Genomic DNA, 26,415 nt, shown 5'->3' on the forward strand with positions numbered 1-26,415 from the left:
TTACATTGAGAAAAAGCGGGAAGTTCCCGCTTTTTTCATTTATAGTATTTTGCAATGTAATGAGGAATTTTACATTGAAAGATGTCAGTCATTATTTGATAAAAAACAAAAATATGTTGTGGTCTGCAAGTATTTGTTTACTTGCGGTCATTTTGACGATTTTTATTCTAAATACTGTTTTAGGGTTGCTAGTTCACTATGCAGACCCAGATCAAGAGATTTGGTGGAATATTCTCAGCCCATACTGTGTAGGCTTGATCATTGTCATTATTGGATGGTCAATCGCATATGAATTTTATGTCTTCCGTACAGGTGGTCATTCACTTGCAAAGCAATTAAAAGCCCGTCGTTTAAGTCAAATTGAAAGCACACCTGAAGAAAGTGTAGCATTAAAACTAGCAGATAAATTTGCGGAGACTTTTGAAATTGATGCACCTACATTATATGTTTTGCCAGATGAAGTTGGGGTTAATGCATTAACTGCTGGATTCCATCCAAGAGATACAGTGATTATCCTGACTTGGGGTGCATTACAGAACTTGGATGAATTAGAACTTTATGGTTTGCTCGGTCATGAGTTTAATCAAATTTTGTCAGGTGAAGCACGTGAAAATACCCGACTTAAAATTTTATATAGTGGTTTAATTACCTTTAGCCAGTTGGGAAGTAAAATCGCAAAACAGGGTTTTAATCGTTATAACGCCAAGGGAAATCAGCATAAATTTGAAACCAGTTTTGTTGCTGTTGGTGGCGTGATTTGGCTGTTAGGTAGTATGGGGATTTTAATTAATCGTTTGATTAAATATTTCACTTTAGGGGGGCGTACTTTTTATAACGATTATAAAACTAAAAAGTTATTGTTAAATAATGCCAATGTACAAACGTTATTACGGATCTATGTGCATCACGCAGGTTCTCAAATTCATAGTGAGTTTTCAGAAGCCATTGCGCATATGTGTTTTGCTAATTCATTAAGTCCGCAAAGTTGGTTAAATATCCATCCAAGTATTGAAGACCGTATTTATGAGTTAAATCCAACACTATTACAGGATTTACAGCTCGAAAATTTAAAAAAATTACGCAGTCAGCCTTTATTTAGTTTGTTGCGACCTTTGGAAGAATCAACAGGGGATGTTTATAACCCGTGGGTATCTCCACAGCCGCTACCTCTGTTACGATTATCGCCGATTAGTTTTGCTTTAAACGATGCAATTAAGCCTTTAAATCCAGAAGTACGCCGTCAAATTGAGCGTTCTGACTTGATTCAGCGCGCTATGCAAACAGCAACGGGTTCTCGTGAGGTGATGGTCGCCATCTTAATGATTCGACAGTATCGCGAATTTATTCCATCTGATGCAGAGGTGAGTCGTGCAATTATTGACTCACTTTTGAATTTAGATGGTCGGGTGCATATTCAAATTTTCCATGATGCCTGTGAAAATCTTGGTAATATGCCTGCGACCAGTGCACGTCAATTTGTGACCAAGCTAGCGAAAATTATTCAAGAAGATGGCGAGATTGGTTTGTTAGATGCATTGCTGATTGAACGTGTAAAGGCTGAATTGCATTTGCTGCCGATGCATACACCCTCATCATTGGAAACGGTGAAGCCGCAAATTGTGCGCTTGATTGATGCATTACTGCACGTACAGCAAATTAACAGTGCCAATCAGCTTGATGTACGTTATGAGATTTTAGAACGGGTTTTGTCTAAGGATGAGTTAGAACTGTTTGAGGAAATCTCAGATGAACCTATTGATTTGGGAGAAATCTTAAATGATATTGCAGGGTTATTATTACGTGATCGCCTAAGTATTTTGGGCGTGGCTGAAATTTGTTTGTGGAATGATCGAATTATTACGCAAGATGAACTAGATGTACTGCAATTGCTGTATTGGCGACTTGGCTTTGCCACAGATGATATCGTAGATCAAATGCAGAAAAAGAATAGTGTGATGATTATTTAACAAATGTAAAGTAAGTTGTAGTGACGTAATCATAGAAAGTATAATAAAAAGAATCAAATGGGAAACGCGAACACCCCTTTTTTCTGAAGTGGTGTTCACGAAACTTTGAATTAACTCGCCATGGCATCGACAGAAAGCTCAGCCACTGTTGGTTTGGCTTTTTCTGCTTTTAAACCTAACTTATTAAACAGTTGTTTGTCTTTACCTTCGCCTGCATTCGGTGTGGTTAATAATTTTTCACCACTAAATAGCGAGTTTGCACCTGCCATAAAGGCTAAAGCTTGATCTGAGTCAGTGAGAGATTCACGGCCAGCAGAAAGACGGATATAGCTGTGTGGCATGATAATACGCGCAACCGCAATAGTACGAATCCATTCTGTGACATCAAGTTTTTCAACATCTGCAAGTGGCGTACCTTCAATTGGGACAAGCATGTTGATCGGTACAGATTCAGGATGAACAGGCAAGGTTGCTAATTCATGTAATAATCCAATACGATCATTACGATTTTCACCCAGTCCAACAATACCGCCACTACAGACTTTCATACCTGCATTACGAACATGATCCAAGGTGTCTAAGCGATCATCAAAAGTACGGGTGCTGATAATATGTGAATAGTATTCACGAGACGTATCTAAGTTATGGTTGTAATAATCTAAGCCTGCTGCATGTAAACGTTCAGCTTGTGATTGGTTAAGCATACCCAGTGTCATGCAGGTTTCTAAACCTAAGGCTTTAACTTCACGCACCATTTCGAGGACATAAGGCATATCACGCTCATGTGGGTTTCGCCATGCTGCACCCATACAAAAACGCGAAGAACCTGATTCAATGGCTTCTTTTGCTTCACTGATTACTTTATCAACCGCAATACGTTTTTCAGCTTCTAATTTTGAATCATAGCGTGCAGATTGCGAACAATATTTGCAATCTTCAGGGCACTTACCAGTTTTAATTGAAAGTAAAGTACTGACTTGGATGGTATTGGCATCAAAGTGTTCACGATGAATTTGCTGTGCTTTGAAAACTAAGTCTAAAAAAGGCTGTTCATATAAAGCTTGAATTTCTTCACGAGCCCAGTCATTACGTACTGTCATTAATTAAATCCATGATAATCATTATCTATCCCTGTATATAATACATAATTCATGCCAATTCTATAGGGCAAAAAAGTACAAATATGATGGTATCTTACGATTAAAATGATCAAGAGTATAGAGAACTAAAATTATAAATATAGTTGCAAAGTTAATCACATTTCTTGTGATTTACTCACAAAATTTTAACTTTAATTTTTGTTAACTTCAGTGTATTGGTTATTAAAATATTCAAAAATTACGAACTTTGTAACGATCTGAAAATTATAATTTGGCACAATTTAAGGGCATAAATGAGCTTGAATTTAGCCTTGTTTAGAGCTTTGCTCTTTAATAGCCCAATCAATATGGACTTGCACAACTTCATCATGTAGGGCTCTATTTTGGGTCAAAGCTGTAATAATTTGGGCTGAATACGGTGCATTACCTAAGCCGATTGCAATATTGCGCATAAAGCTTTGAAAGCCTGTACGTCGGATGGGACTTCCTTCAGTACAGTTGAGGAAGGTTTGCTCATCCCATTGCCATAAATCTAATAAATTAATATTGTCTAAGCCATGACGTGGATTAAAGTCTTCAATTGAGGCTTTTTTGGCAAAACTGTTCCAAGGACAAATCAGTTGACAATCGTCACAGCCAAAAACACGGTTACCAATACCACGTCTTAACTCTTCAGGAATAATTCCCTTATATTCGATGGTTAAATAGGCGATACATCTGCGCGCATCCAGCATATACGGCTCAACGATCGCTTGTGTTGGGCAAATATCGATACAGGCTGAACATGAACCACAATGAGGCGTTGACGGTTCATCAAAGGGTAAATCAAGTGAAGTAAATAATTCACCTAAAACAAAAAAGGAACCCGATTTTTTATGAATCAATAAAGTATGTTTACCCGTCCATCCCATTCCTGCACTTTCTGCCAGTGATTTTTCAAATACTGGTGCCGAGTCCGCAAAGGGGCGAGATTCAAACGGACCAACTTTTTCTTTAATGAGGGTTGCCAAGGTTTTTAACCGACCACGCATGATTTTATGATAGTCACGTCCACGTGCATAACGGGCAATAATGGCTGAATTGGGTTCATCTGGGACATAACGTGGTTTTGGTGTTTCAACCAAATAGTTCATTCGTACACAGATGATACTTTTCGTGCCTGGAACCAATAGTGTGGGATCCGCTCTTTTTTCTAAATTTTCTTCTAAAAACTTCATATCGCCATGGTATCCGCGTTTTAAATATTCTTTAAATCGTGGTAATTCAGCTTGAGCATCAGGACGAGCAATGACACAATCAGCAAAGCCCAGTTGCAAAGCCTGTTGTTTGATCCAAGACTTTAGTTCTTGAAGATCAAGCTGTTGCAAGGGAATGGATTGCAAAGTTAAAGTTGCCGACATAATGAATCAATGCGCTATAAAATAGTGAGAAGAAAAGGACAGAATGATGCATCAGCAAGTTTATCACAGCCGTGAAATACAAGCATGGGAAGCGCGTTGGTTTGCTCAGCAAAATAGCACTTTTGGTTTAATGCAACAGGTGGCTTGGTCGATTGCGCAACACTTAAATATTTTGTTTCAACAAGCTTCTCCCTCAATTACTACTGTTGCGCTGTGGTGCGGTGCGGGAAATAATGCTGGTGATGGCTATTGTGTTGCTCATTATTTGCATCAATACGGTTATCAAGTCGAAATATTTGCAACTGAAGCAGGGCATTCTCAGCAGTTGAAGGCGGCAATTGAATTAGCACAGGCAGATCAACTCAAAATCCATCCACATTTTAATATCCAAAAGCGGTTTGATTGTCATATTGATGCATTGTTTGGTATTGGTTTAAATCGTGATTTGGATGATGCATTGCAAGCGATTATTCAACACTATAATACCCAATCAGGTTTAAAAGTAGCCATTGATATTCCGAGCGGTTTAAGTGCCAATACAGGACAACCTTTACCTGTGGCGGTAAAAGCAGATCAAACATTGACTGTTTTAGGCCTTAAAGCGGGTTTGTTTACAGGACAAGGTCGAGAATATACGGGGCAAATTGAGCTCATTTCAGTCGTCCCAGTAGACTCGCAATTAAAAGCAGTCGCACAGTTGTCACCCAAACAGATCCAATTGCCACAACGCCAAGCGTTTGGTCATAAAGGCAGCTATGGGCATGTTTTGGTAGTTGGTGGGCATGCAGAGATGGGGGGAGCAGTCATGTTAGCTGCTGAATCTGCATTTAGTGCGGGTGCAGGAAAGGTCACGATTGTATGCCATGCCAAACATCACACTGCAATTCTGGCACGCTCTCCTAATATCATGCTGAGAGATATCAATGCTTTAAATGATTTAGATATTCAAGATTTATTAAGCCATGTGGATGCTGTTAGTTTTGGCATGGGTTTAGGACGTGATGCTTGGGCAAAACAACAATTTTCAAAATGGTTTTCACCTATCCACTTAAACCCACCGCTACAAGTGGTTTTAGATGCTGATGCTTTATGGTTTTTAGCTGAACAAGCTGTTCAACTCAATCAACGAACTTACCTGACCCCTCATCCTGGTGAGGCTGCTAAATTATTAAATTGCTCAGTGGCAGAAATTGAACATGATCGTATTGCTGCGATTCAAAAACTTCAGCAAAAATATTCAGGCCAGTGGGTACTTAAAGGTTCTGGAAGTTTGATTTTAGAAAAACATCTATGGATCTGTACTGCGGGGAATGCAGGCATGGGCACTGGTGGAATGGGAGATGTTCTTGCAGGAATGATTGCTAGTTTAAAAGCACAGTTTGATGAAAATATTCATTTACATGAAATTGTCACCTTGCATGCTTTGGCAGGTGATAGGCTCGCAAAAAACGGTATGCGCGGTTTACAGGCACAGCAAATGCGTGATGCTGTCTACTATGTGGTCAATCATTGTGAGGAGTGAGTTTGCGATGAAAGCGGTTAAATTGTTAATTCGTGGTAAAGTTCAAGCTGTAGGTTACCGTCGGTGGTTTGAAAAAGAAGCTTTACAATTGGATTTAAAAGGTTATGTGAAAAACCTAACTACAGGAGAGGTTGAAGCTGTTGTGATCGGAGATGAACAAGCGATTTTAAGTTTGATTCGTCATTGCTATGTTGGTCCGTTACGTGCTGATGTGAGCAGTATTGAACAACAAAACCTTAATCATGGTTTAGACTATACTGATTTTAAGATGATTCGTTAAAGAGATTATTTAGAATAGCAACCACATACTGATATCAATCAATATTACATATGATGATCAACAAAATTTTATTAAGCTGTATTTTGATTTGCGGTATTCATACTGAGCTTGTCGCACAACCAGTAGATGCTGTGACAAATAAGAATAAGATTGCTTTAAAAAATTTGGACTTTAAAACTGTGATGAAGTCTTTTTATCAAAAACAGATCCAATATGTCAAAATCCCTCAATTAGATCAGAGTAACATACAGTATGTCGGGATTAAAAATCCCGAATATACCCATGTCTTTGATCGTGATGATGCTGTAATTGTATTTAGCCCTGCGAGTGCTTATCAAAATGCTCAAAATGAGTTGCGCTATCTTATAAGTACGACAGAAGTTTCGATAGATAAAAATAATGAACTACTAAACTTTTGTGGTGTATGCGCAACATTTACTAAAATCTACCTATTTAAGAAAAATGCTTTAGGTCAATTTGAGTTAGTGAGCCAGAGTCAGGATGAAAATAGTTGGATGAATGCAGATTTTAATTATTTGCCTTATCCGACTGAAAATATAGTTAAAAATATTCGAAAAATTGGTCCGAGAATAAAAGGCTATGTTGAAGAACAAGCCTATAGTCGACAAGGCTATTCAACGAGCACGCTCTATATCATCCCATTTGATGAAAACCCTGCAATGGTCAAATTGGAAGTTGCAGAAATTGGGAATGACAATGAAGTGACAGGAAGTGATAAAATCTACAATACACAAGCTGATTATCGTTTTTTAAGCACTGAGCATGAGGGTTTGTACGATATTGAAATTCACTATTCTGGTACGCAACAAATCTATGTTGGTGATATCGCTAAAATTGTGCCTATAAATGAAACCCATGTTTATCAGTATAATGAAAAACAGCAGAAGTATATTCGAGTGAAATTACATGATTGATAAATATTTAGTTGTTGGAATTGTATTTGCTGCGTGTTTGGTATTGATTATTTATACCCAACTCGATAGTGGAAAAAAAGAAGATAAGTCTTTGTCATTTAAAGCAAAGTTGCAAAAAGAATTTCCAAGTTATACCATTCTTGAACGGAATCAAAATTTCATAATATGTCGAGAAGGGAGTAATCCACGTATCCCTGAAGAGTTGGTGTTGATTCGTGTTGATTCTGAACAGAAGAAAAATTTAAGAACTTCTGGAAAAATGTTAATTGCAACCTATACGAAGCAGCCCAGTATTCGTGAGATTCGAAAAGATACTTTGCCTTATTTAACTTGAGATGGGCTGTACCATCTCAATAAATAAAAACGCTTTGAATTCACCTTTATGACTGATATAGCTTGGGCTTAGACATGGGTAGAGCGAGGCGTTTTGGTGGAGTATATAAATTAACGTCGACGACTACTATTGCGACTCCGCCCACGAGCCATACCGCCTAAAGCATTCAGTACAGCTAGTTTGCTCATACTGCCAGAAGCATGGGCATGGCAAATTGCTGCAGCGAGTGCATCGGCAGCATCTTGTTGGGGTTGGATTGATAAGTTGAGTAACTTCATCACCATCAACTGAACTTGTTCTTTGTCTGCAGCACCATAGCCCACAACAGATTGTTTAATTTGACGAGCTGTATATTCTGCAACTTGTAAGTCTAAATTGACCAATGCGGCAATTGCAGCACCACGCGCTTGCCCAAGTTTTAAAGCAGAATCAGGGTTTTGTGCCATAAATACTTGCTCTACAGCAGCTTCTGTAGGGCCATGAAACTGAACAATGCGTTCAACTCCAGCAAAAATTCGTTTGAGTCGCTCAGGCATTTCAGTTGTTTCAGTGCGAATTGTACCAGCATCAACAAAAGTAAGTTTTTGACCATCTTTTTCAATGATGCCATAACCTGTTAAGCGTGAACCGGGGTCAATTCCAATAATTAAAGGCATAATACTGCTTATCGTAAGTCTTGCTTCAATTATATGATTCTAAAAATGAATTGTAAGTAAAATTTTCACTTAGTTGTATAATCAAAGTACACATCAGTATTATTTCCTATAAGCACAGTGCGAGGGTGCTCATTATTTGTAAAACCTTAGTCAATAAATTGCACAAATATACAAAATCGCTGTTAGAACACAAAATTACCCTTTAAAATTTTTTAACTGCCCATATAAATGATAGAAGCAACGAAATTCATTGTTTTTATATGTGAATTTTCAAGCTCACTTTTAATTTATCTTTGAGATGCCTTGTTTCGATGAAACTTTTTCCTATTATTTTAATTGGTACGATTCTTGAAATTGCTGTATGGATTGGTGTAGCCCAGTTCATTAGCGGTTGGTACGTATTTTTCTGGTTTATCATTGCTTTTGTAATTGGTTTAAACTTGTTGCGCTCAAGTACCGCAACAATTATGCCGCAATTACAACAAATGCAAATGACAGGAATGATGGGGAATGATCCTGCAATTGCCAAAAAAATGGCGACAGCATTTGCGGGTATTTTGTTGATGATTCCAGGTTTAATCACCGATGTCTTGGCGCTACTGGTTATTCTTCCACCTGTACAGAATGCAATTAAAAATGCAGGTATGAAATATATGGCGAAAAAGCAACAAGCCATGATGAACAATATGATGGGTGGAATGGGGGACATGGGTGGTGCTCAAGGTCAAAACCCATTTGCAGATTTGATGCGTCAAATGCAGGATATGCAAAACCAGCAATCTGGGCAACATCGTGATTCAACCATTATTGATGGTGAAGCGCATGAAGTTGAACCGCAGCATAAACAAATTGAATTGAAAGATATAAATAAAAAGTAAAATACAGTCTACGATGTTGAATAGAACGCTGAATCAATGATTCGGCTTTTTTATGCCTGAAATCATAGGGTCTGTGGACAATTCGTCTACGTTTGCGACTATGAGTGTTTTTTAGGCGATACTAGGCACGAAATACGAAATTTAGTCATTCTAAATGATAAGAAACGTCGTTTCGCAAGGTAACGACGTAGAGGCAAAAAACACGCTAGTCCCCGCTGCGCCTTGCGCTGCAAACAAAGCCGTGCTTTGTTCTTGCTCAGGGTTGTGGCTAAAATTATCTCAGCCTTCGTTATGAAACTCGAAAATAGTCTCGCTATTCTCTTCATGCTTTACGACGTATACGTCTCATGCTCAATTTTAACCTACAACGCAAGCCATTTATGAAATGTCAACAAACCCTAAAGCAAGCATAATTTCTTAAACATATTTTTGATCAAACGATATAATCACTGAGTCACAATTTCTAAGATTTTATTATGTCGATGTTATTGACTATTTGTGCACTACACTTTGTTGCACAGTTGAGTCCTGGTCCAGATGTATTACTTGTCGCTAAAAGCTCAGCATCGACAACACGTGCCAATACTTTAAAAATCATTCTAGGCATCTCTGCCGGTGTGGTGGTATGGGTTGCTTTAACTTTGCTTGGTTTTACGGTTTTATTGGAACAATGGCCGTGGATTCAACAGGTCTTGATGCTGATCGGAGGCCTGTTCCTTGCCAAAATGGGCTATGCAATGTTGAGAGGCGGCATTGCAACACTTAAACAAAATACCAATTTAGATGGCGTGATCGAGCAACCCCCTAAAAACTATTTTCTATTAGGGCTTTATACCAATTTAGCTAATCCTAAGATTGTGATTTATTTCAGTAGTGTTTTTTCATTGGCATTGAGTTCAACAGCAGGTGCAGATTTAAAACCGCAATTGGCAGTGATTATTCCCATTCAAACATTTTTAGTTTTCAGCCTATTGATGATGATCATGTCAATTCCTAAAATTAAGCGCATTTATCAAAAATCTGGAAGTTATATCGATATTGTTTCAGGAAGCTTTTTCTTATTATTTGCTATTTTCCTGTGGGTCGATGTTTTGAAAATGTTTTAATGGTCAGGATGTGGTTGAGATTTTAAAAGCTGTTCTTGTGACGGTTGATCATTGCGACTGTGGTTCGGATCTTGAGTGGTATACCGATGCGGATCTAAGGTTTTCATATTATTCTCAGATTGCGTGTATTTACGACTGCGATTTGCACGTTCTCTTAATCCGCCTTTTTTAATCAGCTGTACCAAAATAATCTCCAAAACAATTTCTTTCACTTCGTAGATTATAGCCTGAATCAGTGTGATACAGAATATTGAATGAATGATCCACAATTAGATAGTATTGATTTATAATCATTTATTTTTATTATGTAAATTTAAGTTGTTGAATTTATATAAGAATATATTGAAACAAATTTGTCTTGTCAAAAGATGCGAATCATGTACACTAAAAAAAGAAACAGATTTTTTGCATTACATATATGGATATAATTGTAGTGTAATAATTAAAAACAATAATAGTGCCTAAAAGGAGATCTGAATATGATTCTACAATATCATTGTGCTTGTTGTGATGAAGCGGTCAGTTCAACACAAAAAGTTTGTCCAAAATGTGGCTCTCAACATATTAAAAGCCCATATGGATTATGGACGTTTTGTCTTGTTGCTTGTTTGATTGCAGCAGTAACGTTTAAAGTGGGACATATTTATTTGCAAAATCACAATACAGAAACCCCAGCACAAGTTTCTTTATTAAGTGTGTTACAGCCAGATTCTAAATCAGATGGTCAATAATTCATGTACGTGTAGATGGTAGGTTTAATTGTATAAAGGTTTGATTTTTTAAAAAACAATAAAATTAGATCATGCTAATGATTAAAATAAACAAACCATTAGAGCTGTTTTAAGTTATAAATATCGATAGGATATTTAACATATAGAAATTCAGTGGTGTAGAGGAGGAAAAATTTTGAGGTATTCATCCCGATAACATTAATTCAATAAAAAAGCTCGCATTTGCGAGCTTTTTTAGATTTAGATCTTAGGCTAGAATTACAAATTTGCAGAAGCTTTAAGCGCTTCAACTTTATCTGTCTTTTCCCAAGTAAATGCAGTATCTGAACCTTCTCGACCAAAATGGCCATAAGCAGCGGTTTGCTTATACATTGGTTGAATCAAGTCAAGCATACGTGTGATACCGTATGGACGTAAGTCAAAATGCTCACGAACCAATTGGATAATCAATTCATCAGATACTTTACCGGTATTAAATGTGTTGATCGAAATGGAAGTCGGCTCAGCAACACCAATTGCATAAGACACTTGAATTTCACATTTATCCGCTAAACCTGCTGCAACAATATTTTTTGCAACATAACGGCCTGCATACGCTGCAGAACGGTCAACTTTTGATGGGTCTTTACCCGAGAAAGCACCGCCACCATGACGCGCCATACCACCGTAAGTATCTACAATGATTTTACGACCGGTTAAACCACAGTCTCCCACTGGACCACCAATCACAAATAACCCTGTTGGGTTGATGTGAAATTTAGTACCTGCATGGAACATTTCAGCAGGGATAATTTTTTTCACGATTTCTTCAATCACAGCTTCTTTAAGATTGGCTTGCGAAATTTCAGGATCGTGCTGAGTTGAAAGAACAACTGCATCTAAGCGAACAGGTTTGCCATTTTCGTAGGCAAATGTTACTTGGCTCTTTGCATCGGGGCGTAACCACGGTAGTGCGCCGTTACGACGTAATTCAGCTTGTTTTTCCATTAAGCGATGTGCATATGAAATCGGTGCTGGCATTAACACATCAGTTTCACGGCTTGCATAACCAAACATTAAACCTTGGTCACCAGCACCTTGGTCTTCTGGTTTCTGACGGTCTACACCTTGTGCAATTTCAGGTGATTGTTTACCCACCATGTTAATCACAGCACAAGTTGAACCATCAAAACCTAAATCGGTATGGTGATAGCCAATTCCATTTACGGTATTGCGGACAATAGTTTCAAAATCGACATTTGCAGTCGTTGTAATTTCACCTGCAAGAACGACTGCACCAGTTTTTACTAATGTTTCGCATGCAACCCTAGCGTATGGGTCTTCTTTTAAGATTGCATCCAAGATAGCGTCACTGATTTGGTCAGCCATTTTATCTGGATGGCCTTCGCTCACAGATTCCGAAGTAAAAACAGCATACTCGCGCATGAAAGTCCTATCACAGTAATTTATAAAGACGCAATATGTTACATCGACTTCAGCCTGAGGACTAGCATTACCTGACTAAAATGCATGAATTAAATTCATTTTCATGTGTTTTTAATTGATATGCTCATGAGTAAAATTGATAAAAGATTGCGATTGGGTATTGTTTCTGGGCAAATCACCAAAAGTGTGGCAGTTTGAATTCAAGTTATCATGATTTTTTATCGCGTGAAACGCTTTAGCGAGATCTTGTTCTATTGAATAATGATCAGCATGAAATTTTCAAAATTTAGACTGAATTGGATGGTGAAAGAATGTCCGAATGTAACTGCATCGCTTAAACATAATCAAATTTGTTTTGCTGATGTTGATATGTTCGATGTGAATAAGAAAAAAGACCGTTTTTAACGTTGATTTAAGACTATTCAGTATATTTTTTAATTAATTTGCAACCTAAGCGGATAAATATAGACTTAAGTCTTTACCCTGATCGCTTTTTTTAAGACAATACATCCCAGTTTTTGAATTTTCTATTCATCTTCCTATATTTTAATTTATTGGACTCTGATTTATGACAACCCCGCTGAATGAACGTCGTATAGCTAACGCAATTCGTGTATTGGCTATGGATGCTGTGCAAAAAGCTAATTCTGGACATCCAGGTGCTCCAATGGGGATGGCAGATATCGCTGATGTCGTATGGCGTGAATTTTTAAACCATAATCCAAGCAACCCACAATGGGCAAACCGCGACCGTTTTGTATTGTCAAATGGTCATGGTTCAATGTTGCAATATGCTTTGCTTCATTTAACGGGTTATGATCTTTCTATTGAAGATATTAAACAATTCCGCCAGTTACATTCTAAAACTCCTGGTCACCCAGAATTAGGTTATGCACCAGGGATTGAAACGACAACAGGTCCACTTGGTCAAGGTGTTGCCAATGCTGTAGGTTTTGCACTTGCTGAGAAAACTTTAGCAGCACAATTTAATAAAGAAGATATTCAAGTTGTAGATCACTTCACTTACTGTTTCTTGGGTGATGGTTGCTTAATGGAAGGTATTTCCCATGAAGCATGTTCACTTGCTGGAACATTAGGTCTTGGAAAACTCGTTGTTTATTATGATGACAACGGTATTTCTATTGATGGTGAAGTAGAAGGCTGGTTCTCTGATGATACAGAAGAACGCTTTAAAGCTTATGGTTGGCAAGTACTTCGTGCAGACGGTCATGATGCAGATGCAATTCGAGCTGCAACAGTTGCTGCGCGTGCAGAAAGCTCGAAACCAACGTTGATTATCTGTAAAACGATTATTGGTTTAGGTTCGCCAAACAAACAAGGTAAAGAAGATTGCCACGGTGCGCCACTAGGTAATGATGAAATTACATTAACTCGTGAAGCATTGGGCTGGAAAGAAGAGCCGTTTGTTATTCCTGCCGATGTTTATACAGCTTGGGATGCAAAAGCAAAGGGTTCAGCCTTAGAAGCTGCTTGGAATGACGTTTTTGCAACCTATGCTGCAAAATACCCAACAGAAGCGGCTGAGTTAAAACGCCGTGTCAATGGTGACTTGCCAGCAGAATTTTTGGCACAAGCGGATGCTTATATTGCTGAAGTGAATGCAAAAGGTGAAACCATTGCAACACGTAAAGCAAGCCAAAATGCGATTCAAGCATTTGCCCCTTTACTACCTGAAATCTTAGGTGGTTCTGCTGACTTGGCTGGTTCAAACCTTACACTTTGGAAAGGCGCGAAAGGGGTTGAGTCTGATCCTGCGGGTAACTATGTACATTATGGTGTGCGTGAGTTTGGTATGACTGCAATTGCCAATGGTGTAGCATTGCATGGTGGTTTCATTCCTTATGTAGCTACATTCCTTATGTTTATGGAATATGCTCGTAATGCAGTTCGTATGTCTGCATTGATGAAACAACGTGTGATCCATGTTTATACCCATGATTCGATTGGTCTAGGTGAAGACGGTCCAACACATCAACCTGTTGAGCAAATTGCATCTTTACGTGGTACACCAAATTTAAATACGTGGCGTCCATGCGACACAGTTGAAGCGTCTATTTCTTGGAAATCTGCTTTAACACGTAACGAAGGCCCTACAGCGTTAATTTTCTCTCGTCAAAACTTACCATTCCAAACACGTACTCAAGCTCAGATTGAGAATGTTGTGAAAGGTGGTTATGTATTGGCTGAAGAAAAAGGTGAATTAAAAGCGATCATCATTGCGACCGGTTCAGAAGTTTCATTGGCGATGGAAGCATATGCACAACTTGAGGGTGTGCGTGTGGTGTCTATGCCATGTGCGGAAGAATTTGTTAAGCAAGATGTTGCATATCGTGAAGCGGTATTACCATCAAATATCCGTGCACGTGTTGCAGTTGAAGCTGGACATGTAGATTACTGGTGGAAATTTGTAGGTTTAGACGGCAAAGTCATTGGTATGTCAACTTACGGTGAGTCTGCACCAGCCAAAGATTTGTTCCAATTCTTTGGTATTACCACTGAAGCAGTTGTTGGCGCTGTAAAAGAATTGACAGCTTAATTCTTACATTGTTTAAATATAAAACGCCCCAACAGGGGCGTTTTTTTACCTTTGTTAAATCTTTTAAAATAACAGACAATGGCTTTTTTTCCTTAAAACTGAATTATTAATTCTAGGGTAACAAGCTGGCAACTTTTTAAAAGCGAAATGGCAGCGTAACAGCAACAGTTAGAATAAAACCCCATCCACCTAAATCGAAAACTTTTGATACTGCAAAAGATGCAAAAGCTTGGGTAAATACATTAATCTCCACTCCATCTACAAAAACAAATGATTTAGCTTGGATAGTCGAAGCCAAAAAACATTTAGGTTTAAAAGAAAATACAAGCAAAACGGCTCATAATCCGACAGTTTTAAAATGGCTTAAATCACTTGGTGTCTGGTGGCAAGAAGATGAAACACCATGGTGCGGTACATTCGTGGTGTGGTGTCTAAAATCTGCAGATGTGGCTTATCCAAAAACACTTGTATCATGCACTTGATTATGCGAACTATCGATCTAAACTTACTATAGCTGCTTATGGCTGTGTAGCAATCAAAACTCGCAGTGGAGGGGGCCATGTCTTTTTTGTAGCTGGATGGGAGAGTAAGTCAGGTAAGTTGGTTTGGATTGGTGGAAATCAATCAAATATGGTTTGTTATGCGTTATACATTGAATCTGATTTTCAGGAATTTCGCTGGTATGGTAAAACGAATAGACCGGCTGAGTCGCGGTATAAGTTGCCAGTGTTGAATGGGGTTACTTCTACGAAGGTGACGGAATCGTAAAGGCAAATGCCCTCAATTGAGGACTTCTGTTTCATAAAGTAGGTTTAGGGGGAAGTGTATTTGGTATTAATTTTGCAGATTGAGCTGATACAAGTTCACATGCTTTATTACCAGAGTGCCCCCATTTTGTTACTTTACCCATTTCAATTAAAAATTTTGCTTCACAATAACTATCTTTTCTTGAATTATAAATATTGTATGACACAATTCGTGAATTACTGGAAAGGGTGTAACTACCATCTGGAACATCCCACTGACTGATAAGATCTTGTTCAGCAATTCCAACTTTATTATGCATTCTATCGTTAATTACTTCCCATCGTTCACTCCCAATCTGTTTCTCACCATTTGGCAATACAAAGTGTGTGTATCCTGATAAAACCAAGATCAAAGCAGTTAAACAAAATATTTTTTCATAATTAGCTCTCATTTTTGCATAAAATTATTTGTATGTTAATAACTCAATATTAGTAATTCATAGTTAAAATTAAATGCTGTACTACTATTTACTATTACGAACAGCCCTAGAAAGGCCAAGATATTCTGTTTAATTAATAGTAGGAGCTAAAAAACCAATTTTAAATTCTACGTGCCATGCTTTGTATTTGTAATCTATAGGTTTCCAAGGATATGATGTATTAGACCAATATTCGCCATTAGGTGGAGTATTAGGAAAAATATTAGTATCTAAAGTAGGACGGTTGGGGCCATCAGCACAGTTTTTAGGTACCTTTTGTCCAGAAGGCAATTTCTTCATTTCAAGTTCATGATCTTTTCCATATTTTCTTCGTTCTTGTTCTGGCAATTGTATTTGCCCTATTTTTCTCCAACCATTACTACATTTACGAATTGTTACTAGTTCTTTTATTTTGGGTATGCGCCAGTTATTTTTATCTGCAAAGCCTCCATTGTTATTTATTTGATTAAAGGTGATTTTGAGCTTCTTCCCAACTTTTGAATTTTAAGGGTTCACCTGCACAAGTAGAGCCTGTCCATGTTTGCCCAATTGAACAGCGCATCCATACTAAACCTGTTGCATGATCACGCCATTGTCCTGATTGTATTAATTGTTCATCGGTTTCTGCATAAACACCCATAGAGTTCGCTGAAAAAATGCTGGAATGAACTCTTTAATTTGCATAAGAACAACCTTAGATTGGTTAAATAGTTTCATGTTCTTTTATTTAATGTTCAAGGAATAATTCTCTTTAATTTACATTCACCACTATTCGAAGTAAATGTAGATAAGACATAAAACCCTATTAAAGTTCATTAAGATTCTCAGTGATAAAAAATTTAATTTTTTGTTCTTAAAAAAGTAGACCTTAAGTAGCAATTCGAGAGAATATCTTTGAATTCACTAATATCAACAGTAAAAAAGCAGTGGATGCAGAAAAATTGATTAAAGCATGGCCCTCTAAGTGAGGGCAGATTCGGAAAACGGTCATTATTTTAAATGATTCATGATATTTAATCAGTTTAAGAAATTTGCTTCAAGACCACCCCTTTTGACGATTACGAACATAAGGAAGAAGTGAAGCTAATGCCAATACTGCCAGCACTGCACCAATCCATAAGCCTGAACGTAGACCGTAACCATTCGTAATTGCTAGACCTCCAATATACGAACCGCCACCTAAACCTATATTAATCACGGAGGTGTGGACTGCATTGACCATAGGACCTGGATGCGCAACACTGACAATTCTTGCCATCATTGCTGGATTCATTGGAACACCAGATAATCCAATTAAAATTATTGTGATAATTGCTACGGTTTTATATTCGGCAAATATTGCAAAAGCGAATAAGGAGATACTTAATACGGTTAATCCGATAAGCATGATTTTTAGGCTGTGGTCATGTGCTAAACGACCAGTAATAGTATTTCCCACAATATTAGAAAAACCAAATGCCATTAAAATAAATGGAATAACTTGCATGCTAAATCCAGTGATATCGACTAAAACAGGAACGAAATAACTAAATGCAGCAAAGCTTGCCCCAAGAATTAAGCAACTTGTTGCACATGCTTTCCAGTAAGCTTTATTTTTAAAGGCTTTAATCTCTTCTTCCATTCTGAGTTGCCCACTGCTTTTCACTTCGGGTAAAAGACGTAATAGAGCAATCAGACAAATGAATACCAATACTGCTACTAAACCAAAAGTTACACGCCAGCCCCACTGTTGGTCGATCATAGTCGCAAGTGGGACACCAAATACATTGGAAATCATAAAACCACCAATAACAATAGCTGCTGCTCGTGGGCGATTATGAATAGGAACCATGGCCATACTTGTGGCAAGTGAAAGACTTAAACAACCTGCACATAAGACGCCAGTGATAAAACGGATTGCAATCAGAATATCATGGCTAGAGATAAAGGCACTTAGGCCTTGGATCACTACATAGAGTGCAAAAAGAATCAGTAAGACTTTACGATATTGAACTTTATATTTGAGGAAGAAAAAGGTGAGTACAGGTCCACCTAACATGACACCAAAGGCATAATATGAAATTAAATGTCCAACCTCACCTACACTGATTCCAAAGGCTTGGGATAAAGTGGCGGTCATACCAGCGACCATCAATTCTGCTGTACCAATTGAAAAAATCGCTAGACCTAATATATATACTGCTAATGGCATTTTTTGAATAAATTCCTATTTCTTGAACGTTCATTACAAAATGAAAGGGTTTAGTATCTTTAGCACTAAGTATGCGGTTATAAATTAGCTAAGAGACCATTAACTACATCTTTCAGAAAGCTTTTATCTGAAATATTTTTGTTCAGTACACGCAAACCGTAGTAGCCAGCTAAAAATCCTCGAGCCATTTCAAGGGCAGAGGCTTTGCTACTGAATTCTCCACTTGCTTGTCCTTCGACAAATACTGTGAAGAGAGAGTTCTCTAGGCGCTGTCGATATTCTAGATTCAAGCTGGAAACAACCTGATCTTTATCACCCATTTCTAAAGCAGAGAATAAGACCATGGCTTCGTGCTGTTCTGACTGTGAAAGATCCTCAGCAATCCCCCAAAGTAAAAGGGATCGTAATCTTTCTTTGAACAGTCCTGATTGTGTGAGAATGGATAATTGAGCAGCCATGGTTTGTTCATGGCTATGCAACAAAGCTTGTTCATATAAAGCTTGTTTGCTACCAAAGGCGTTATATAAACTTCCGCGCCCTAATCCAGTAACATCACATAAATTTTGTGCAGAAGTACCTGCATAGCCATTGCTACTAAATACAGTTATAGCAGCATCAATGATTTCTTTATCTTCAAACTGTCTTGGACGGCCTGGATAATTGGATTTGTCATCACTCATGGGTGAGCCTGAGTGGGAGTGAACTATGAGGAATACTAGATATTATGGAACGAGTTGTCAAATATTAAATTAAATTTTAAAAGTAATAGATTACTTATAGATGGCTTTGTTGCTCAAAGGGGTTGGTAAGGTCTGATTCAGTAATATAATTTCCGAATGAATAAGTCTGCACCTAAAACCTATCGTACAACGAATTGGTCTTCTTACAACCAAGCTTTGGTGAATCGAGGGAATCTCTCGAACTGGTTTGATCCTACTACCCAATGGTATGCGCCATTAAAAAGCAAACAAGGATGAAATCAAACCCACTCCGATACAGCAATTCAATGCTGTTTGATGATCAAATTTCTATTTCGTTTAACTTTACGAATGGCCTTGGGATTTATTTAAAACCTCATTCAAAGTTGTGGTTTAGATTGGGCTGCACCAGATTACTCAACTCTTTGCAGAAGACAAAAGCATAGTGATTTGCGATTGGCTATCAAAAAAGCAGTAATGGATTACATCTACTTGTAGATTCTACTGGTTTAAAGTTTTTAGGTGAAGGTGAATGGAAAAGGAAGAAATACCAACCCGATTATCGTCGCCAATGGCGTAAATTACACATAGAGTTAGATGCCAAAATCCTGCAAAGACGTGCAGTTCAGCTCACAACGAACAATCTCAGTGATTCACAGGTAGTCGGTGATTTACTTCATCAAATTTCACAAGAAGAACAAATAGACTCAATCTATGCCGATGGTGCTTATGACACTAAGATTTGCCGTCAATTGATTGCATCTAGAAAAGCTCATGTCGTTATTCCACCAAGAAAGAATGCGAAGCTGTGGAAAGATATAAAAACTCATTCACTAGAAAGAAATGAACGATTAAGCATTTGGGCAGGACGATATGGAAAAATTGGGTAGGCTATCATCGAAGAAGTTTAGTGGAAACTAAGATGCACTGCATCAAACTATTAGGAGATAAACTGACTGCTGGGAACTTACAAAGCCAAGTAAATGAGATTCACGCACGCGTAGCAGTGCTCAATAAATTTAATGAATTAGGTCGTCCATATACTAGAGTTGTGACTTAAATTTGTGTCACTTAGGAAAACTCTAGTTTTTAAGACTATATGCAACAAAGCCGCTAAAACTATAAAAAGATCAATGGAGTTGTTACAAGCAAAAGCATGGCAATATGAATTAAATGATAACCAAATAAATTAAAGTCTTAACACGCTCATCGAAATGTGAGGTTTTTTCTTAAAAAATGTAAGGAATAGATGCTATTTACGCTTAACCAGAAGTATTATGGCACAAAGAACTTAGATCAATTTTTGATATTGGAGTTTTTTTATTTCTGCTTCTCATTTATTATAATGTTGTACAAAACCAATGCTTTTAAATTTTTAATCTATTTTTTGACAAGTTCAGCAATACTCAATAATGTAATTTTTTATTTATATATTAGTTTAAAAGTAATAATTGTTTATCCTTAATCAGATTGAACTTATAATTTTGCTTTATTTTTTTAGGATCAAAAGTGAAAATTTATAAGGGATTTCTTAATCTCATTGGTTGCACATGTTTAATCATCAGCTCTTCAGTGATAGCAAAAACAAGCATTAGTGTTTTTTCACCTAAAAAAGGTGTGATTTGTGATAAATATATTTGTGCTGATAAGAAAGGTGTATCAAAATCCCTTACGGCCAAATATTTAGGGACTAAGAAAGCGAGTAAAGCTTTTTCACAAAGCAATTTTGACACATCAGCATTTACACTTTCTAATGGGGTATTTTGTGATACAAATACAAAAAGATGTCATGTAGATCGATATTTTGAGAACGGACATAGAAGTAAAGTTGATAAAAGCATGACTGATAAGCTTTTTAATTATAAATAGTTCTTTGTCATAAATAACTTAAAGAGCTCGTCTAAAGGTGAGCTCTTTTATGATCGAAATGTGGAAATTAACCAATATAATATTCTTAGCAAAAAAGAAAACCATAAAATAAACCAAGAACAAGGGCGTTACAAAAGGCAAAGCAAATTTAATTTGAAGTTAATGGGCACAAATTGGAACAGATGAAATTTTCTGATTAAAAAGAACCCAATATATAGAAATTATTTTGAGTGAACATAAAATTTTAAAAGAAATAATCATTGAAATTTGTATATTCCCATGATTATGAAATCAATTATTCAATAAATTTTTGTTATCTGATATGAAACAAAATAAGAATGATTATCTACATCAAATTAGATATGATAAGGGCAACTATTAATTTATCAATATAGATGAAATTACAAAAGACAATTGTAGAAATTTTATAACTTTAAAAGACTATGGATTGCATATTTCAAAGATTGTATTTAAGAGTTGAATAAATAATACATGTAAGATTTTTATAATTATAAAACTGTTGATTACAGTTAATAAAGTATCAGAAAAATCATTATGAATTACATTAGTCGTCATAATTGATATAAATAAGACCAAAATTAAAACATAGAATTTGCTATTAAGATATTGATTTGTCATGAAAAACTCATTCTTTAATTGTTATATTGTAACATTTATCTCTAGAGACTTGTATATTAGATATGTCATGAAATGAAAAGAATTATTTATTTGTAGAAATAATAAAGCAAAAATAATCGTAAGTGTAAGTTAATTAATGAAATTTTAACATTAAATTTTAATAACTATAAGCATTTATGAAGAACTTTTATAAATAAAATTAATATATATATAAGAAAACTTGATTATTTTTGTTTTGGGTGTACAATAAACTTAACTAGAAAAAGTCATGTTTGGTAAATCTTCTCTAAGTACCGCAGTATTAGTCATAATCCTTCGTTTTTTTCAGATTTTAAGCTCCATTCTTTATTATTTCGATGTTACAGAATAGTCAATAAAATGGCTAAATTTTTAAAAAATAGGATTTATTATGTCTAATTCAAATGTTATGAAAGGTACTGTTAAGTGGTTTAATGAAGCCAAGGGTTTTGGTTTTATTCAGCCAGAATCAGGTCCAGATGTTTTTGCTCACTTTAGCGAAATCGCTAGCTCTGGCTTCAAAACTCTTGCTGAAGGTCAACCCGTTGAATTCAGTATTGCACAAGGTCAAAAAGGCCCAAATGCTATAAATATTGTTGCTGTATAAGTAATTGTAAATAGTAAAAAGAAAAGCACTAATTAGTGCTTTTTATTTTCTCTTAAAATTAATTTTAAGATTGTTAATAAGTTTAAATTTAGGATGTAAATTGTTAAAAATAAATGATTTAATTGCAAAATCTAAAAATGGTACAGAAATTCTTGTGTCTTTGATTCCTCTAAATAAAATACAAAACACACGTGAAGGCTTTAAAACAGTAGAGGTTGGAAAAAGAGTTCTTCTTTCCTCTGGAATTGAAGTTGATTTGAATTTAGATGGACGGACCTTCTATGCCTCTTTAAATCAACTATTTAAATTAAATGATAGAGTTATTTAAAAAACTCAATTAGTTACTGAAAACTTAGGTGGATTCTTCATTTCTGCCAAAATTTTATTAGGATATCGTAATGCTTAAACATAGTATCAGTGTTAAAGACCAGTTTGGAATTAAATATCTCATTCAGGCAACCGTGGATAATTATTTCGCTAATACCCAATGTTTTTCAAATTTAAAATACATTACAGTTGAAGGCGAAGACATACGACCGAGTTTTGAAATGTTTTTTCAAAGTAAGCTCACTGGTAAAATTTTTAAAATTGATAAAATCTCTTAGTTATAATGAATTTAGTGTTTTAAAGGGGATGAAGAGCAAATACCTTAATTAAAGTGGAAGCAGGTATTTACATCGCTTATTTCAACTTGCATTTTAAAAATATTAGTGTATTTATAACGTATTCAAATTTATTTGAAATTTGTTATTTCCGTGAAAGTGCAACAAAATTGCAACATTCTAAATTATTTAATTGATTTATAAGCAAATTATTTGCCCCAATTGGGGCGGTTTTATTTTGTGAACTTGGTTTGTAAATTAACTAAATTTTAGTAGCAGTTTTTTGCAATAGGTATATAGTTGTGCCATTCATTGGGTATTCATGAAACATGGTGATACATATCCCATAAGTGAGGAAAATATGAGCCTTTATGAACAAATTAGTGATGAAATTACCTTGATGGATGCAGGTGAGCAAAAGTGGATTGGGCAGGATTTGCCGCTTGAATCTATGGTTGCTGTTGAGTTACTGCTACAAGATTTTCAAGAAGATAAGTTGATTAAGATCCGCCGTAAAAACCATGAAAAGCACTCTGGTTTAAAACAGGTTGATCGTGTCTTGGTTGAGAAGTTATAAGTTTAAAAGCCCCGTAAGGGGCTTTGATATTTTAGAAATATTTTGCAGAACAATCGTACAAAAACTGACTCAAGTAAATTAGTTATAAATAAAACTTTGATAATTCAAATGATATTAACCTAGAAAATTTAAGATAAACGATCCATCATATTTTTAATACGTTTTTCAGCATCGCCAAATGAAATATCATGATAAAAATCATCTACAAATGGATGTTCCTTAGCGAGATATGGAATCAAAATAGTTCTTAAATTTCCAGTTTGGGTATGAACAGACATCAGTGTCGAAGAATCACCAAATTTATATTCAGAAAGAAAATTACACAGCGACCAAAAAAGTGATTTCATGATTTTCTTTATTAAAATGATCTTAATAATCTTGAAAACTTTTTTCACCTACAAATACCCATAAGCCAAATTCGAGCTCACAACAACGAATAATAACTTTTTTTAAATACAAGGTATAAAATGGTTAACTTGATCATGGTGTGTAATCACACAAAAGTCATTATGGATAACAGCTAGATTACTTTTAGCTTCCTCTGAAAGAATTGCAAAATAATTGGGATTAGAAAAACAAAGTGTAGGCCATACGGATTGATGTAATTGCCAACATTTTTGACAGGACGTTTTGTATCATATTTTTACGCTACTATTATGAATATGTGCTTGTCCTATGCTTAGCATTTAGCATTCAATTCCCAACTCTGTTTGAATTTGAATATTTGAAGTCAATAATTTATGAACAGGACAACTTTCTGTAACTTTAAGCAGGCGTTTATGTTGCTACTCGGTGAAATCACCTTTAAGAAAAATTTTCCTTGAAATATTATTCTCAACTACTTCAGGGTTTAAAGCTCAATCTAATTGTACATGTTCAATTTTAGCCCTTTATGATTTGAATACATTTCTAAGTTGCTCACAGTACAAGCAGATTATGTAGATAATAGAAATTAAATCGGATTCTGTGCTGTATCTTGAACACCCTTATCGCTAGGTTTATCGGCATACCATGTATGTCCTTGGGGATGGGTGAGTGTCACACGATAAGGTGTCTGTGTACTTTCTACTTGAGCAAGATTTGCCATAAAATGTTCATCAGATAAAAATAGACCAGTATCATCAATATAAAATTTTCGGAAAAGTTTTCAGTTTAATTTATTGCTTTATAAATTTTAGATTTGAATGTGACCTATAGTCAATGTTTTTCTTAATTACTTTTTAAAAAATAAATAATTATAAAACAAAGTCTTGTTTTGTTTTTTTAGGGTTGGATTAAGTTTTTAAAATGGTCATTATAGAATCGTTGCATATATGCAACATATCGTATTATCAATAACAGTGAATTTATACGGGAAGTGTATACACTAATATCCATTCGATAGCGAGAATATAAAGATGAACTTTAAAGCATTAACATTGGGTTTGGCCGTAGCATCAGTTACAACTTTCAGTATGGCAAAGCCTGTAGATTACAAAATTGATCCAACACATACTGCAACAGTATTTACTTGGAATCATTTCGGTTTTTCAACACCTTCAGCAAACTTCAGTGACATTCAAGGTACGATCTCTGTTGATAATGCAAAACCAGCAGACTCATCTGTCAATGTAACTATTCCATTAGCTAGTTTAAATACCAATGTAGCAGCATTAGACGAACATTTAAAAAAGGCAGATTTCTTTGATGCTGAAAAGTATCCAAATATCACTTTTAAAAGTACTAAAGTTCAAGCTTTAGGTAAAAATAAATACAAAATCACAGGTAATTTAACTGTGAAAGATGTGACTAAACCAGTTATTTTAGATGCTGTTTTAAACAAACAAGGTGAACATCCAATGACTAAAGCGCAGTCAATTGGTTTCAATGCAACGACATCATTTGACCGTTCAGCATTTGGTGTTGGAGCATACGTGCCAAATGTAGGTGATAAAATTACTGTAAATATTACAACAGAAGCGTCTGTAGCAAAGTAATATTTAAATAGATCAAAGGCTTATAAGGTGGATATAACTTGCTTTATAGGCCTTTTTTATCGCCTAGATAAAAGTTGCATCAATCTAATCAGTACGGATATCTAAATATTCAATATAACCAGTACCTTCAACTGGACTCCCTTTGAATGTACCTTTGTATTGATAGCTTCCCGCATAGCCTCCAGCCATGCCATATTGAAAATCTGCATTTGTTAGACCATCAATACGTATTAACGAATTTCCATTATTATCATTCACGCACCATGAGAAAGTACGAGGTAAACGCATTGATAAACCATTCGGTGTTATAACACGTTGAGCTTGAAATGCATGGACATTAAAATTAAATCCATTTGAATGAATACTGCCATGATCATCTGTAGAACGAATATATACTCGACGTTGCAATACAAGATTTAATGGGCCAAGAACTTCGACAAGTAGGACTTGAGTTTTCTCATCGATATTTAAAATATGATAAGTAAAATAATTGATATATAAATTTACATCTACTGCACGAGCATATTCATAAGTACAAAGTCCTTGAACTGAGGTTTTCTTACCTTGATATTCAAGAAATCCTTCATATGTACATAATAATGCCCAGTGATCATATAAACCTAATGACATTTGTGCAAAATGTGCAATTTTATCAGTCGCACGAATCTTTAAATCAAAATTGAAATCATGACCTTCACGATGCGCATGAAAATTTGGATATGTGCCTTTTAATAACAAGTCATTCCCAAATTTTAAGGATGAACCATTACTTTCCAATTTACAGTCATTTTCTACACTATAGCCATTAAAGTGTTTGTCTGTACCCACTGCTGTGCCTATTAATACATTTGCTGTATCAAGCGCAGTGGTTTGGATCAAATGTTGATTTCTAAAAATTTTTACACGTGGTTGACCAACCACAATTAAAAGATTCAAAAAATTAAATGGTGCATTAAGATTCGGAATTATAACCCCATAATGAACGCAAGAATATTTTCCTCGTGGTGTATGCGTTGGCGTATTCACCTCAAAAGGTTTTCCGTTGATTGTCTCTGAACAATCGATAAAATTATGTAAAAACTTTGGCGCAGCAATGTGTTTGGGTAATAATCGTTTCATCTA

At 35.9% G+C, this 26,415-nt stretch carries 28 protein-coding genes and 4 pseudogenes; 18 read left to right on the forward strand and 14 right to left on the reverse strand.

Annotated elements, in window-relative coordinates; translation table 11 throughout:
* Positions 1 to 74: 74 nt before the first annotated feature.
* Complete coding sequence (locus tag AC2G3J_RS07655) at positions 75 to 1,967, forward strand: M48 family metalloprotease (protein WP_419359585.1); 1,893 nt, start codon at positions 75 to 77, stop codon at positions 1,965 to 1,967.
* 110 nt (positions 1,968 to 2,077) lie between these two features.
* Here AC2G3J_RS07655 and bioB read toward each other — a convergent pair whose 3' ends face one another.
* Together bioB and queG are read right to left on the reverse strand one after the other, a co-directional pair.
* Complete coding sequence (gene bioB / locus AC2G3J_RS07660; RefSeq protein ID WP_336954246.1) at positions 2,078 to 3,067, reverse strand: biotin synthase BioB; 990 nt, start codon at positions 3,065 to 3,067, stop codon at positions 2,078 to 2,080.
* Between the two features lie 305 nt (positions 3,068 to 3,372).
* Entirely contained in the window at positions 3,373 to 4,467 is a 1,095-nt protein-coding gene (gene queG, locus AC2G3J_RS07665; protein WP_419820287.1) for a tRNA epoxyqueuosine(34) reductase QueG, read from the reverse strand.
* Positions 4,468 to 4,513: 46 nt separating this feature from the next.
* Here queG and AC2G3J_RS07670 point away from each other — a divergent pair, with 46 nt between their 5' ends.
* From AC2G3J_RS07670 to AC2G3J_RS07685, 4 genes are read left to right on the forward strand one after another with little or no spacing between them, the layout of a single operon-like run.
* On the forward strand, positions 4,514 to 5,989 hold the full coding sequence (locus AC2G3J_RS07670; protein WP_483770901.1) for an NAD(P)H-hydrate dehydratase: 1,476 nt from the start codon (positions 4,514 to 4,516) through the stop codon (positions 5,987 to 5,989).
* 7 nt (positions 5,990 to 5,996) lie between these two features.
* Positions 5,997 to 6,269 (forward strand): acylphosphatase, encoded by a 273-nt coding sequence (locus AC2G3J_RS07675; protein WP_419359589.1) that lies wholly within the window; start codon positions 5,997 to 5,999, stop codon positions 6,267 to 6,269.
* Between the two features lie 50 nt (positions 6,270 to 6,319).
* Positions 6,320 to 7,204, forward strand: coding sequence for a hypothetical protein (locus AC2G3J_RS07680; protein WP_336954239.1), 885 nt, complete (start codon positions 6,320 to 6,322; stop codon positions 7,202 to 7,204).
* Entirely contained in the window at positions 7,197 to 7,538 is a 342-nt protein-coding gene (locus AC2G3J_RS07685) for a hypothetical protein (RefSeq protein ID WP_336954238.1), read from the forward strand. The genes AC2G3J_RS07680 and AC2G3J_RS07685 overlap by 8 nt, the downstream gene beginning before the upstream one ends.
* 110 nt (positions 7,539 to 7,648) lie before the next feature.
* Here AC2G3J_RS07685 and ruvC read toward each other — a convergent pair whose 3' ends face one another.
* Positions 7,649 to 8,194: a crossover junction endodeoxyribonuclease RuvC gene (ruvC, locus tag AC2G3J_RS07690; protein WP_336954237.1), complete on the reverse strand. Its 546-nt coding sequence runs from the start codon at positions 8,192 to 8,194 to the stop codon at positions 7,649 to 7,651.
* A 311-nt stretch (positions 8,195 to 8,505) separates the two neighbouring features.
* Here ruvC and AC2G3J_RS07695 point away from each other — a divergent pair, with 311 nt between their 5' ends.
* On the forward strand, positions 8,506 to 9,072 hold the full coding sequence (locus AC2G3J_RS07695) for an FxsA family protein (protein ID WP_336954236.1): 567 nt from the start codon (positions 8,506 to 8,508) through the stop codon (positions 9,070 to 9,072).
* Between the two features lie 476 nt (positions 9,073 to 9,548).
* A complete protein-coding gene (locus AC2G3J_RS07700; RefSeq protein WP_166782296.1) occupies positions 9,549 to 10,178 on the forward strand; it encodes a LysE family transporter in 630 nt (209 codons plus the stop codon).
* Here the strand turns inward: AC2G3J_RS07700 and AC2G3J_RS07705 are convergent.
* Positions 10,175 to 10,363: a hypothetical protein gene (locus AC2G3J_RS07705; protein WP_336954290.1), complete on the reverse strand. Its 189-nt coding sequence runs from the start codon at positions 10,361 to 10,363 to the stop codon at positions 10,175 to 10,177. The two genes, AC2G3J_RS07700 and AC2G3J_RS07705, sit on opposite strands and share 4 nt — an antisense overlap.
* Positions 10,364 to 10,657: 294 nt before the next feature.
* Between AC2G3J_RS07705 and AC2G3J_RS07710 the strand changes: the two genes are divergently transcribed.
* Positions 10,658 to 10,909, forward strand: a complete 252-nt coding sequence (locus tag AC2G3J_RS07710; RefSeq protein WP_336954235.1) for a hypothetical protein — start codon at positions 10,658 to 10,660, stop codon at positions 10,907 to 10,909.
* Between the two features lie 258 nt (positions 10,910 to 11,167).
* Here the strand turns inward: AC2G3J_RS07710 and metK are convergent, their stop codons facing one another.
* Positions 11,168 to 12,334: a methionine adenosyltransferase gene (gene metK, locus AC2G3J_RS07715; RefSeq protein ID WP_004719464.1), complete on the reverse strand. Its 1,167-nt coding sequence runs from the start codon at positions 12,332 to 12,334 to the stop codon at positions 11,168 to 11,170.
* Positions 12,335 to 12,604: 270 nt separating this feature from the next.
* On the opposite strand from metK, the gene AC2G3J_RS07720 reads away from it, so the two are divergent.
* The 3 genes and pseudogenes from AC2G3J_RS07720 to AC2G3J_RS07730 form a co-directional block, all read left to right on the forward strand.
* Complete coding sequence (locus tag AC2G3J_RS07720) at positions 12,605 to 12,739, forward strand: hypothetical protein (protein ID WP_336954234.1); 135 nt, start codon at positions 12,605 to 12,607, stop codon at positions 12,737 to 12,739.
* 163 nt (positions 12,740 to 12,902) lie between these two features.
* On the forward strand, positions 12,903 to 14,891 hold the full coding sequence (gene tkt / locus AC2G3J_RS07725) for a transketolase (protein ID WP_336954233.1): 1,989 nt from the start codon (positions 12,903 to 12,905) through the stop codon (positions 14,889 to 14,891).
* Between the two features lie 233 nt (positions 14,892 to 15,124).
* Positions 15,125 to 15,659 (forward strand): annotated as a pseudogene (locus AC2G3J_RS07730) (NlpC/P60 family protein); the annotation flags it as partial.
* 31 nt (positions 15,660 to 15,690) lie between these two features.
* On the opposite strand, the gene AC2G3J_RS07735 reads toward AC2G3J_RS07730, so the two are convergent.
* The 5 genes from AC2G3J_RS07735 to AC2G3J_RS07755 all read right to left on the reverse strand — a co-directional run bounded on the left by AC2G3J_RS07735 (position 15,691) and on the right by AC2G3J_RS07755 (position 18,987).
* Complete coding sequence (locus AC2G3J_RS07735) at positions 15,691 to 16,089, reverse strand: hypothetical protein (protein WP_483770902.1); 399 nt, start codon at positions 16,087 to 16,089, stop codon at positions 15,691 to 15,693.
* 117 nt (positions 16,090 to 16,206) lie between these two features.
* A complete protein-coding gene (locus AC2G3J_RS07740) occupies positions 16,207 to 16,593 on the reverse strand; it encodes an Lcl domain-containing protein (protein ID WP_483771069.1) in 387 nt (128 codons plus the stop codon).
* A complete protein-coding gene (locus AC2G3J_RS07745; RefSeq protein WP_483770903.1) occupies positions 16,583 to 16,756 on the reverse strand; it encodes a hypothetical protein in 174 nt (57 codons plus the stop codon). The genes AC2G3J_RS07740 and AC2G3J_RS07745 overlap by 11 nt, the downstream gene beginning before the upstream one ends.
* A 396-nt stretch (positions 16,757 to 17,152) precedes the next feature.
* Complete coding sequence (locus AC2G3J_RS07750) at positions 17,153 to 18,307, reverse strand: MFS transporter (RefSeq protein ID WP_483770904.1); 1,155 nt, start codon at positions 18,305 to 18,307, stop codon at positions 17,153 to 17,155.
* Between the two features lie 77 nt (positions 18,308 to 18,384).
* The gene (locus AC2G3J_RS07755) at positions 18,385 to 18,987 is read right to left on the reverse strand and encodes a TetR/AcrR family transcriptional regulator (RefSeq protein ID WP_483770905.1); all 603 of its coding nucleotides are present in this window, start codon (positions 18,985 to 18,987) and stop codon (positions 18,385 to 18,387) included.
* Positions 18,988 to 19,143: 156 nt separating this feature from the next.
* Here AC2G3J_RS07755 and AC2G3J_RS07760 point away from each other — a divergent pair.
* From AC2G3J_RS07760 to AC2G3J_RS07785, 6 genes and pseudogenes are all read left to right on the forward strand, one after another.
* Positions 19,144 to 20,065, forward strand: a pseudogene (locus AC2G3J_RS07760) (IS5 family transposase).
* Positions 20,066 to 20,544: 479 nt separating this feature from the next.
* A complete protein-coding gene (locus tag AC2G3J_RS07765; RefSeq protein WP_419327821.1) occupies positions 20,545 to 20,874 on the forward strand; it encodes a YcgJ family protein in 330 nt (109 codons plus the stop codon).
* Between the two features lie 1,048 nt (positions 20,875 to 21,922).
* Positions 21,923 to 22,138, forward strand: a complete 216-nt coding sequence (locus AC2G3J_RS07770; protein ID WP_336954225.1) for a cold-shock protein — start codon at positions 21,923 to 21,925, stop codon at positions 22,136 to 22,138.
* Between the two features lie 100 nt (positions 22,139 to 22,238).
* Positions 22,239 to 22,466, forward strand: a complete 228-nt coding sequence (locus tag AC2G3J_RS07775; protein WP_336954224.1) for a hypothetical protein — start codon at positions 22,239 to 22,241, stop codon at positions 22,464 to 22,466.
* 70 nt (positions 22,467 to 22,536) lie between these two features.
* Positions 22,537 to 22,743, forward strand: coding sequence for a hypothetical protein (locus AC2G3J_RS07780; protein WP_419327793.1), 207 nt, complete (start codon positions 22,537 to 22,539; stop codon positions 22,741 to 22,743).
* 358 nt (positions 22,744 to 23,101) lie between these two features.
* A complete protein-coding gene (locus tag AC2G3J_RS07785) occupies positions 23,102 to 23,317 on the forward strand; it encodes a hypothetical protein (protein WP_336954222.1) in 216 nt (71 codons plus the stop codon).
* Between the two features lie 128 nt (positions 23,318 to 23,445).
* Here the strand turns inward: AC2G3J_RS07785 and AC2G3J_RS07790 are convergent, their stop codons facing one another.
* The 3 genes and pseudogenes from AC2G3J_RS07790 to AC2G3J_RS07800 form a co-directional block, all read right to left on the reverse strand.
* Entirely contained in the window at positions 23,446 to 23,664 is a 219-nt protein-coding gene (locus AC2G3J_RS07790; RefSeq protein ID WP_483770906.1) for a hypothetical protein, read from the reverse strand.
* Positions 23,665 to 23,766: 102 nt separating this feature from the next.
* Positions 23,767 to 23,880 (reverse strand): annotated as a pseudogene (locus tag AC2G3J_RS07795) (hypothetical protein); the annotation flags it as partial.
* 123 nt (positions 23,881 to 24,003) lie between these two features.
* A pseudogene (locus AC2G3J_RS07800) lies at positions 24,004 to 24,404 on the reverse strand (OsmC family protein).
* A 310-nt stretch (positions 24,405 to 24,714) separates the two neighbouring features.
* Between AC2G3J_RS07800 and AC2G3J_RS07805 the strand changes: the two are divergent.
* Positions 24,715 to 25,293, forward strand: a complete 579-nt coding sequence (locus tag AC2G3J_RS07805; RefSeq protein WP_336954219.1) for a YceI family protein — start codon at positions 24,715 to 24,717, stop codon at positions 25,291 to 25,293.
* An 84-nt stretch (positions 25,294 to 25,377) separates the two neighbouring features.
* Here the strand turns inward: AC2G3J_RS07805 and AC2G3J_RS07810 are convergent, their stop codons facing one another.
* The gene (locus AC2G3J_RS07810; protein ID WP_483770907.1) at positions 25,378 to 26,412 is read right to left on the reverse strand and encodes a DUF6670 family protein; all 1,035 of its coding nucleotides are present in this window, start codon (positions 26,410 to 26,412) and stop codon (positions 25,378 to 25,380) included.
* Positions 26,413 to 26,415: the final 3 nt, after the last annotated feature.

It is taken from the genome of Acinetobacter legionensis (assembly GCF_057165765.1).

Excerpts from the sequence above, each read along its gene's own strand:
- ruvC (WP_336954237.1), bottom strand. The coding sequence starts at position 8,194 with ATGCCTTTAATTATTGGAATTGACCCCGGTTCACGCTTAACAGGTTAT.
- queG (WP_419820287.1), bottom strand. The coding sequence starts at position 4,467 with ATGTCGGCAACTTTAACTTTGCAATCCATTCCCTTGCAACAGCTTGAT.
- AC2G3J_RS07785 (WP_336954222.1), top strand. The coding sequence starts at position 23,102 with ATGAGCCTTTATGAACAAATTAGTGATGAAATTACCTTGATGGATGCA.
- AC2G3J_RS07770 (WP_336954225.1), top strand. The coding sequence starts at position 21,923 with ATGTCTAATTCAAATGTTATGAAAGGTACTGTTAAGTGGTTTAATGAA.
- AC2G3J_RS07735 (WP_483770902.1), bottom strand. The coding sequence starts at position 16,089 with ATGAGAGCTAATTATGAAAAAATATTTTGTTTAACTGCTTTGATCTTG.
- AC2G3J_RS07695 (WP_336954236.1), top strand. The coding sequence starts at position 8,506 with ATGAAACTTTTTCCTATTATTTTAATTGGTACGATTCTTGAAATTGCT.
- AC2G3J_RS07710 (WP_336954235.1), top strand. The coding sequence starts at position 10,658 with ATGATTCTACAATATCATTGTGCTTGTTGTGATGAAGCGGTCAGTTCA.
- AC2G3J_RS07720 (WP_336954234.1), top strand. The coding sequence starts at position 12,605 with ATGAAATTTTCAAAATTTAGACTGAATTGGATGGTGAAAGAATGTCCG.
- AC2G3J_RS07780 (WP_419327793.1), top strand. The coding sequence starts at position 22,537 with ATGCTTAAACATAGTATCAGTGTTAAAGACCAGTTTGGAATTAAATAT.
- AC2G3J_RS07755 (WP_483770905.1), bottom strand. The coding sequence starts at position 18,987 with ATGAGTGATGACAAATCCAATTATCCAGGCCGTCCAAGACAGTTTGAA.
- AC2G3J_RS07790 (WP_483770906.1), bottom strand. The coding sequence starts at position 23,664 with ATGAAATCACTTTTTTGGTCGCTGTGTAATTTTCTTTCTGAATATAAA.
- AC2G3J_RS07670 (WP_483770901.1), top strand. The coding sequence starts at position 4,514 with ATGCATCAGCAAGTTTATCACAGCCGTGAAATACAAGCATGGGAAGCG.
- AC2G3J_RS07810 (WP_483770907.1), bottom strand. The coding sequence starts at position 26,412 with ATGAAACGATTATTACCCAAACACATTGCTGCGCCAAAGTTTTTACAT.
- tkt (WP_336954233.1), top strand. The coding sequence starts at position 12,903 with ATGACAACCCCGCTGAATGAACGTCGTATAGCTAACGCAATTCGTGTA.
- AC2G3J_RS07680 (WP_336954239.1), top strand. The coding sequence starts at position 6,320 with ATGATGATCAACAAAATTTTATTAAGCTGTATTTTGATTTGCGGTATT.
- AC2G3J_RS07700 (WP_166782296.1), top strand. The coding sequence starts at position 9,549 with ATGTCGATGTTATTGACTATTTGTGCACTACACTTTGTTGCACAGTTG.
- AC2G3J_RS07685 (WP_336954238.1), top strand. The coding sequence starts at position 7,197 with ATGATTGATAAATATTTAGTTGTTGGAATTGTATTTGCTGCGTGTTTG.
- metK (WP_004719464.1), bottom strand. The coding sequence starts at position 12,334 with ATGCGCGAGTATGCTGTTTTTACTTCGGAATCTGTGAGCGAAGGCCAT.
- AC2G3J_RS07745 (WP_483770903.1), bottom strand. The coding sequence starts at position 16,756 with ATGGGTGTTTATGCAGAAACCGATGAACAATTAATACAATCAGGACAA.
- bioB (WP_336954246.1), bottom strand. The coding sequence starts at position 3,067 with ATGACAGTACGTAATGACTGGGCTCGTGAAGAAATTCAAGCTTTATAT.
- AC2G3J_RS07675 (WP_419359589.1), top strand. The coding sequence starts at position 5,997 with ATGAAAGCGGTTAAATTGTTAATTCGTGGTAAAGTTCAAGCTGTAGGT.
- AC2G3J_RS07805 (WP_336954219.1), top strand. The coding sequence starts at position 24,715 with ATGAACTTTAAAGCATTAACATTGGGTTTGGCCGTAGCATCAGTTACA.
- AC2G3J_RS07750 (WP_483770904.1), bottom strand. The coding sequence starts at position 18,307 with ATGCCATTAGCAGTATATATATTAGGTCTAGCGATTTTTTCAATTGGT.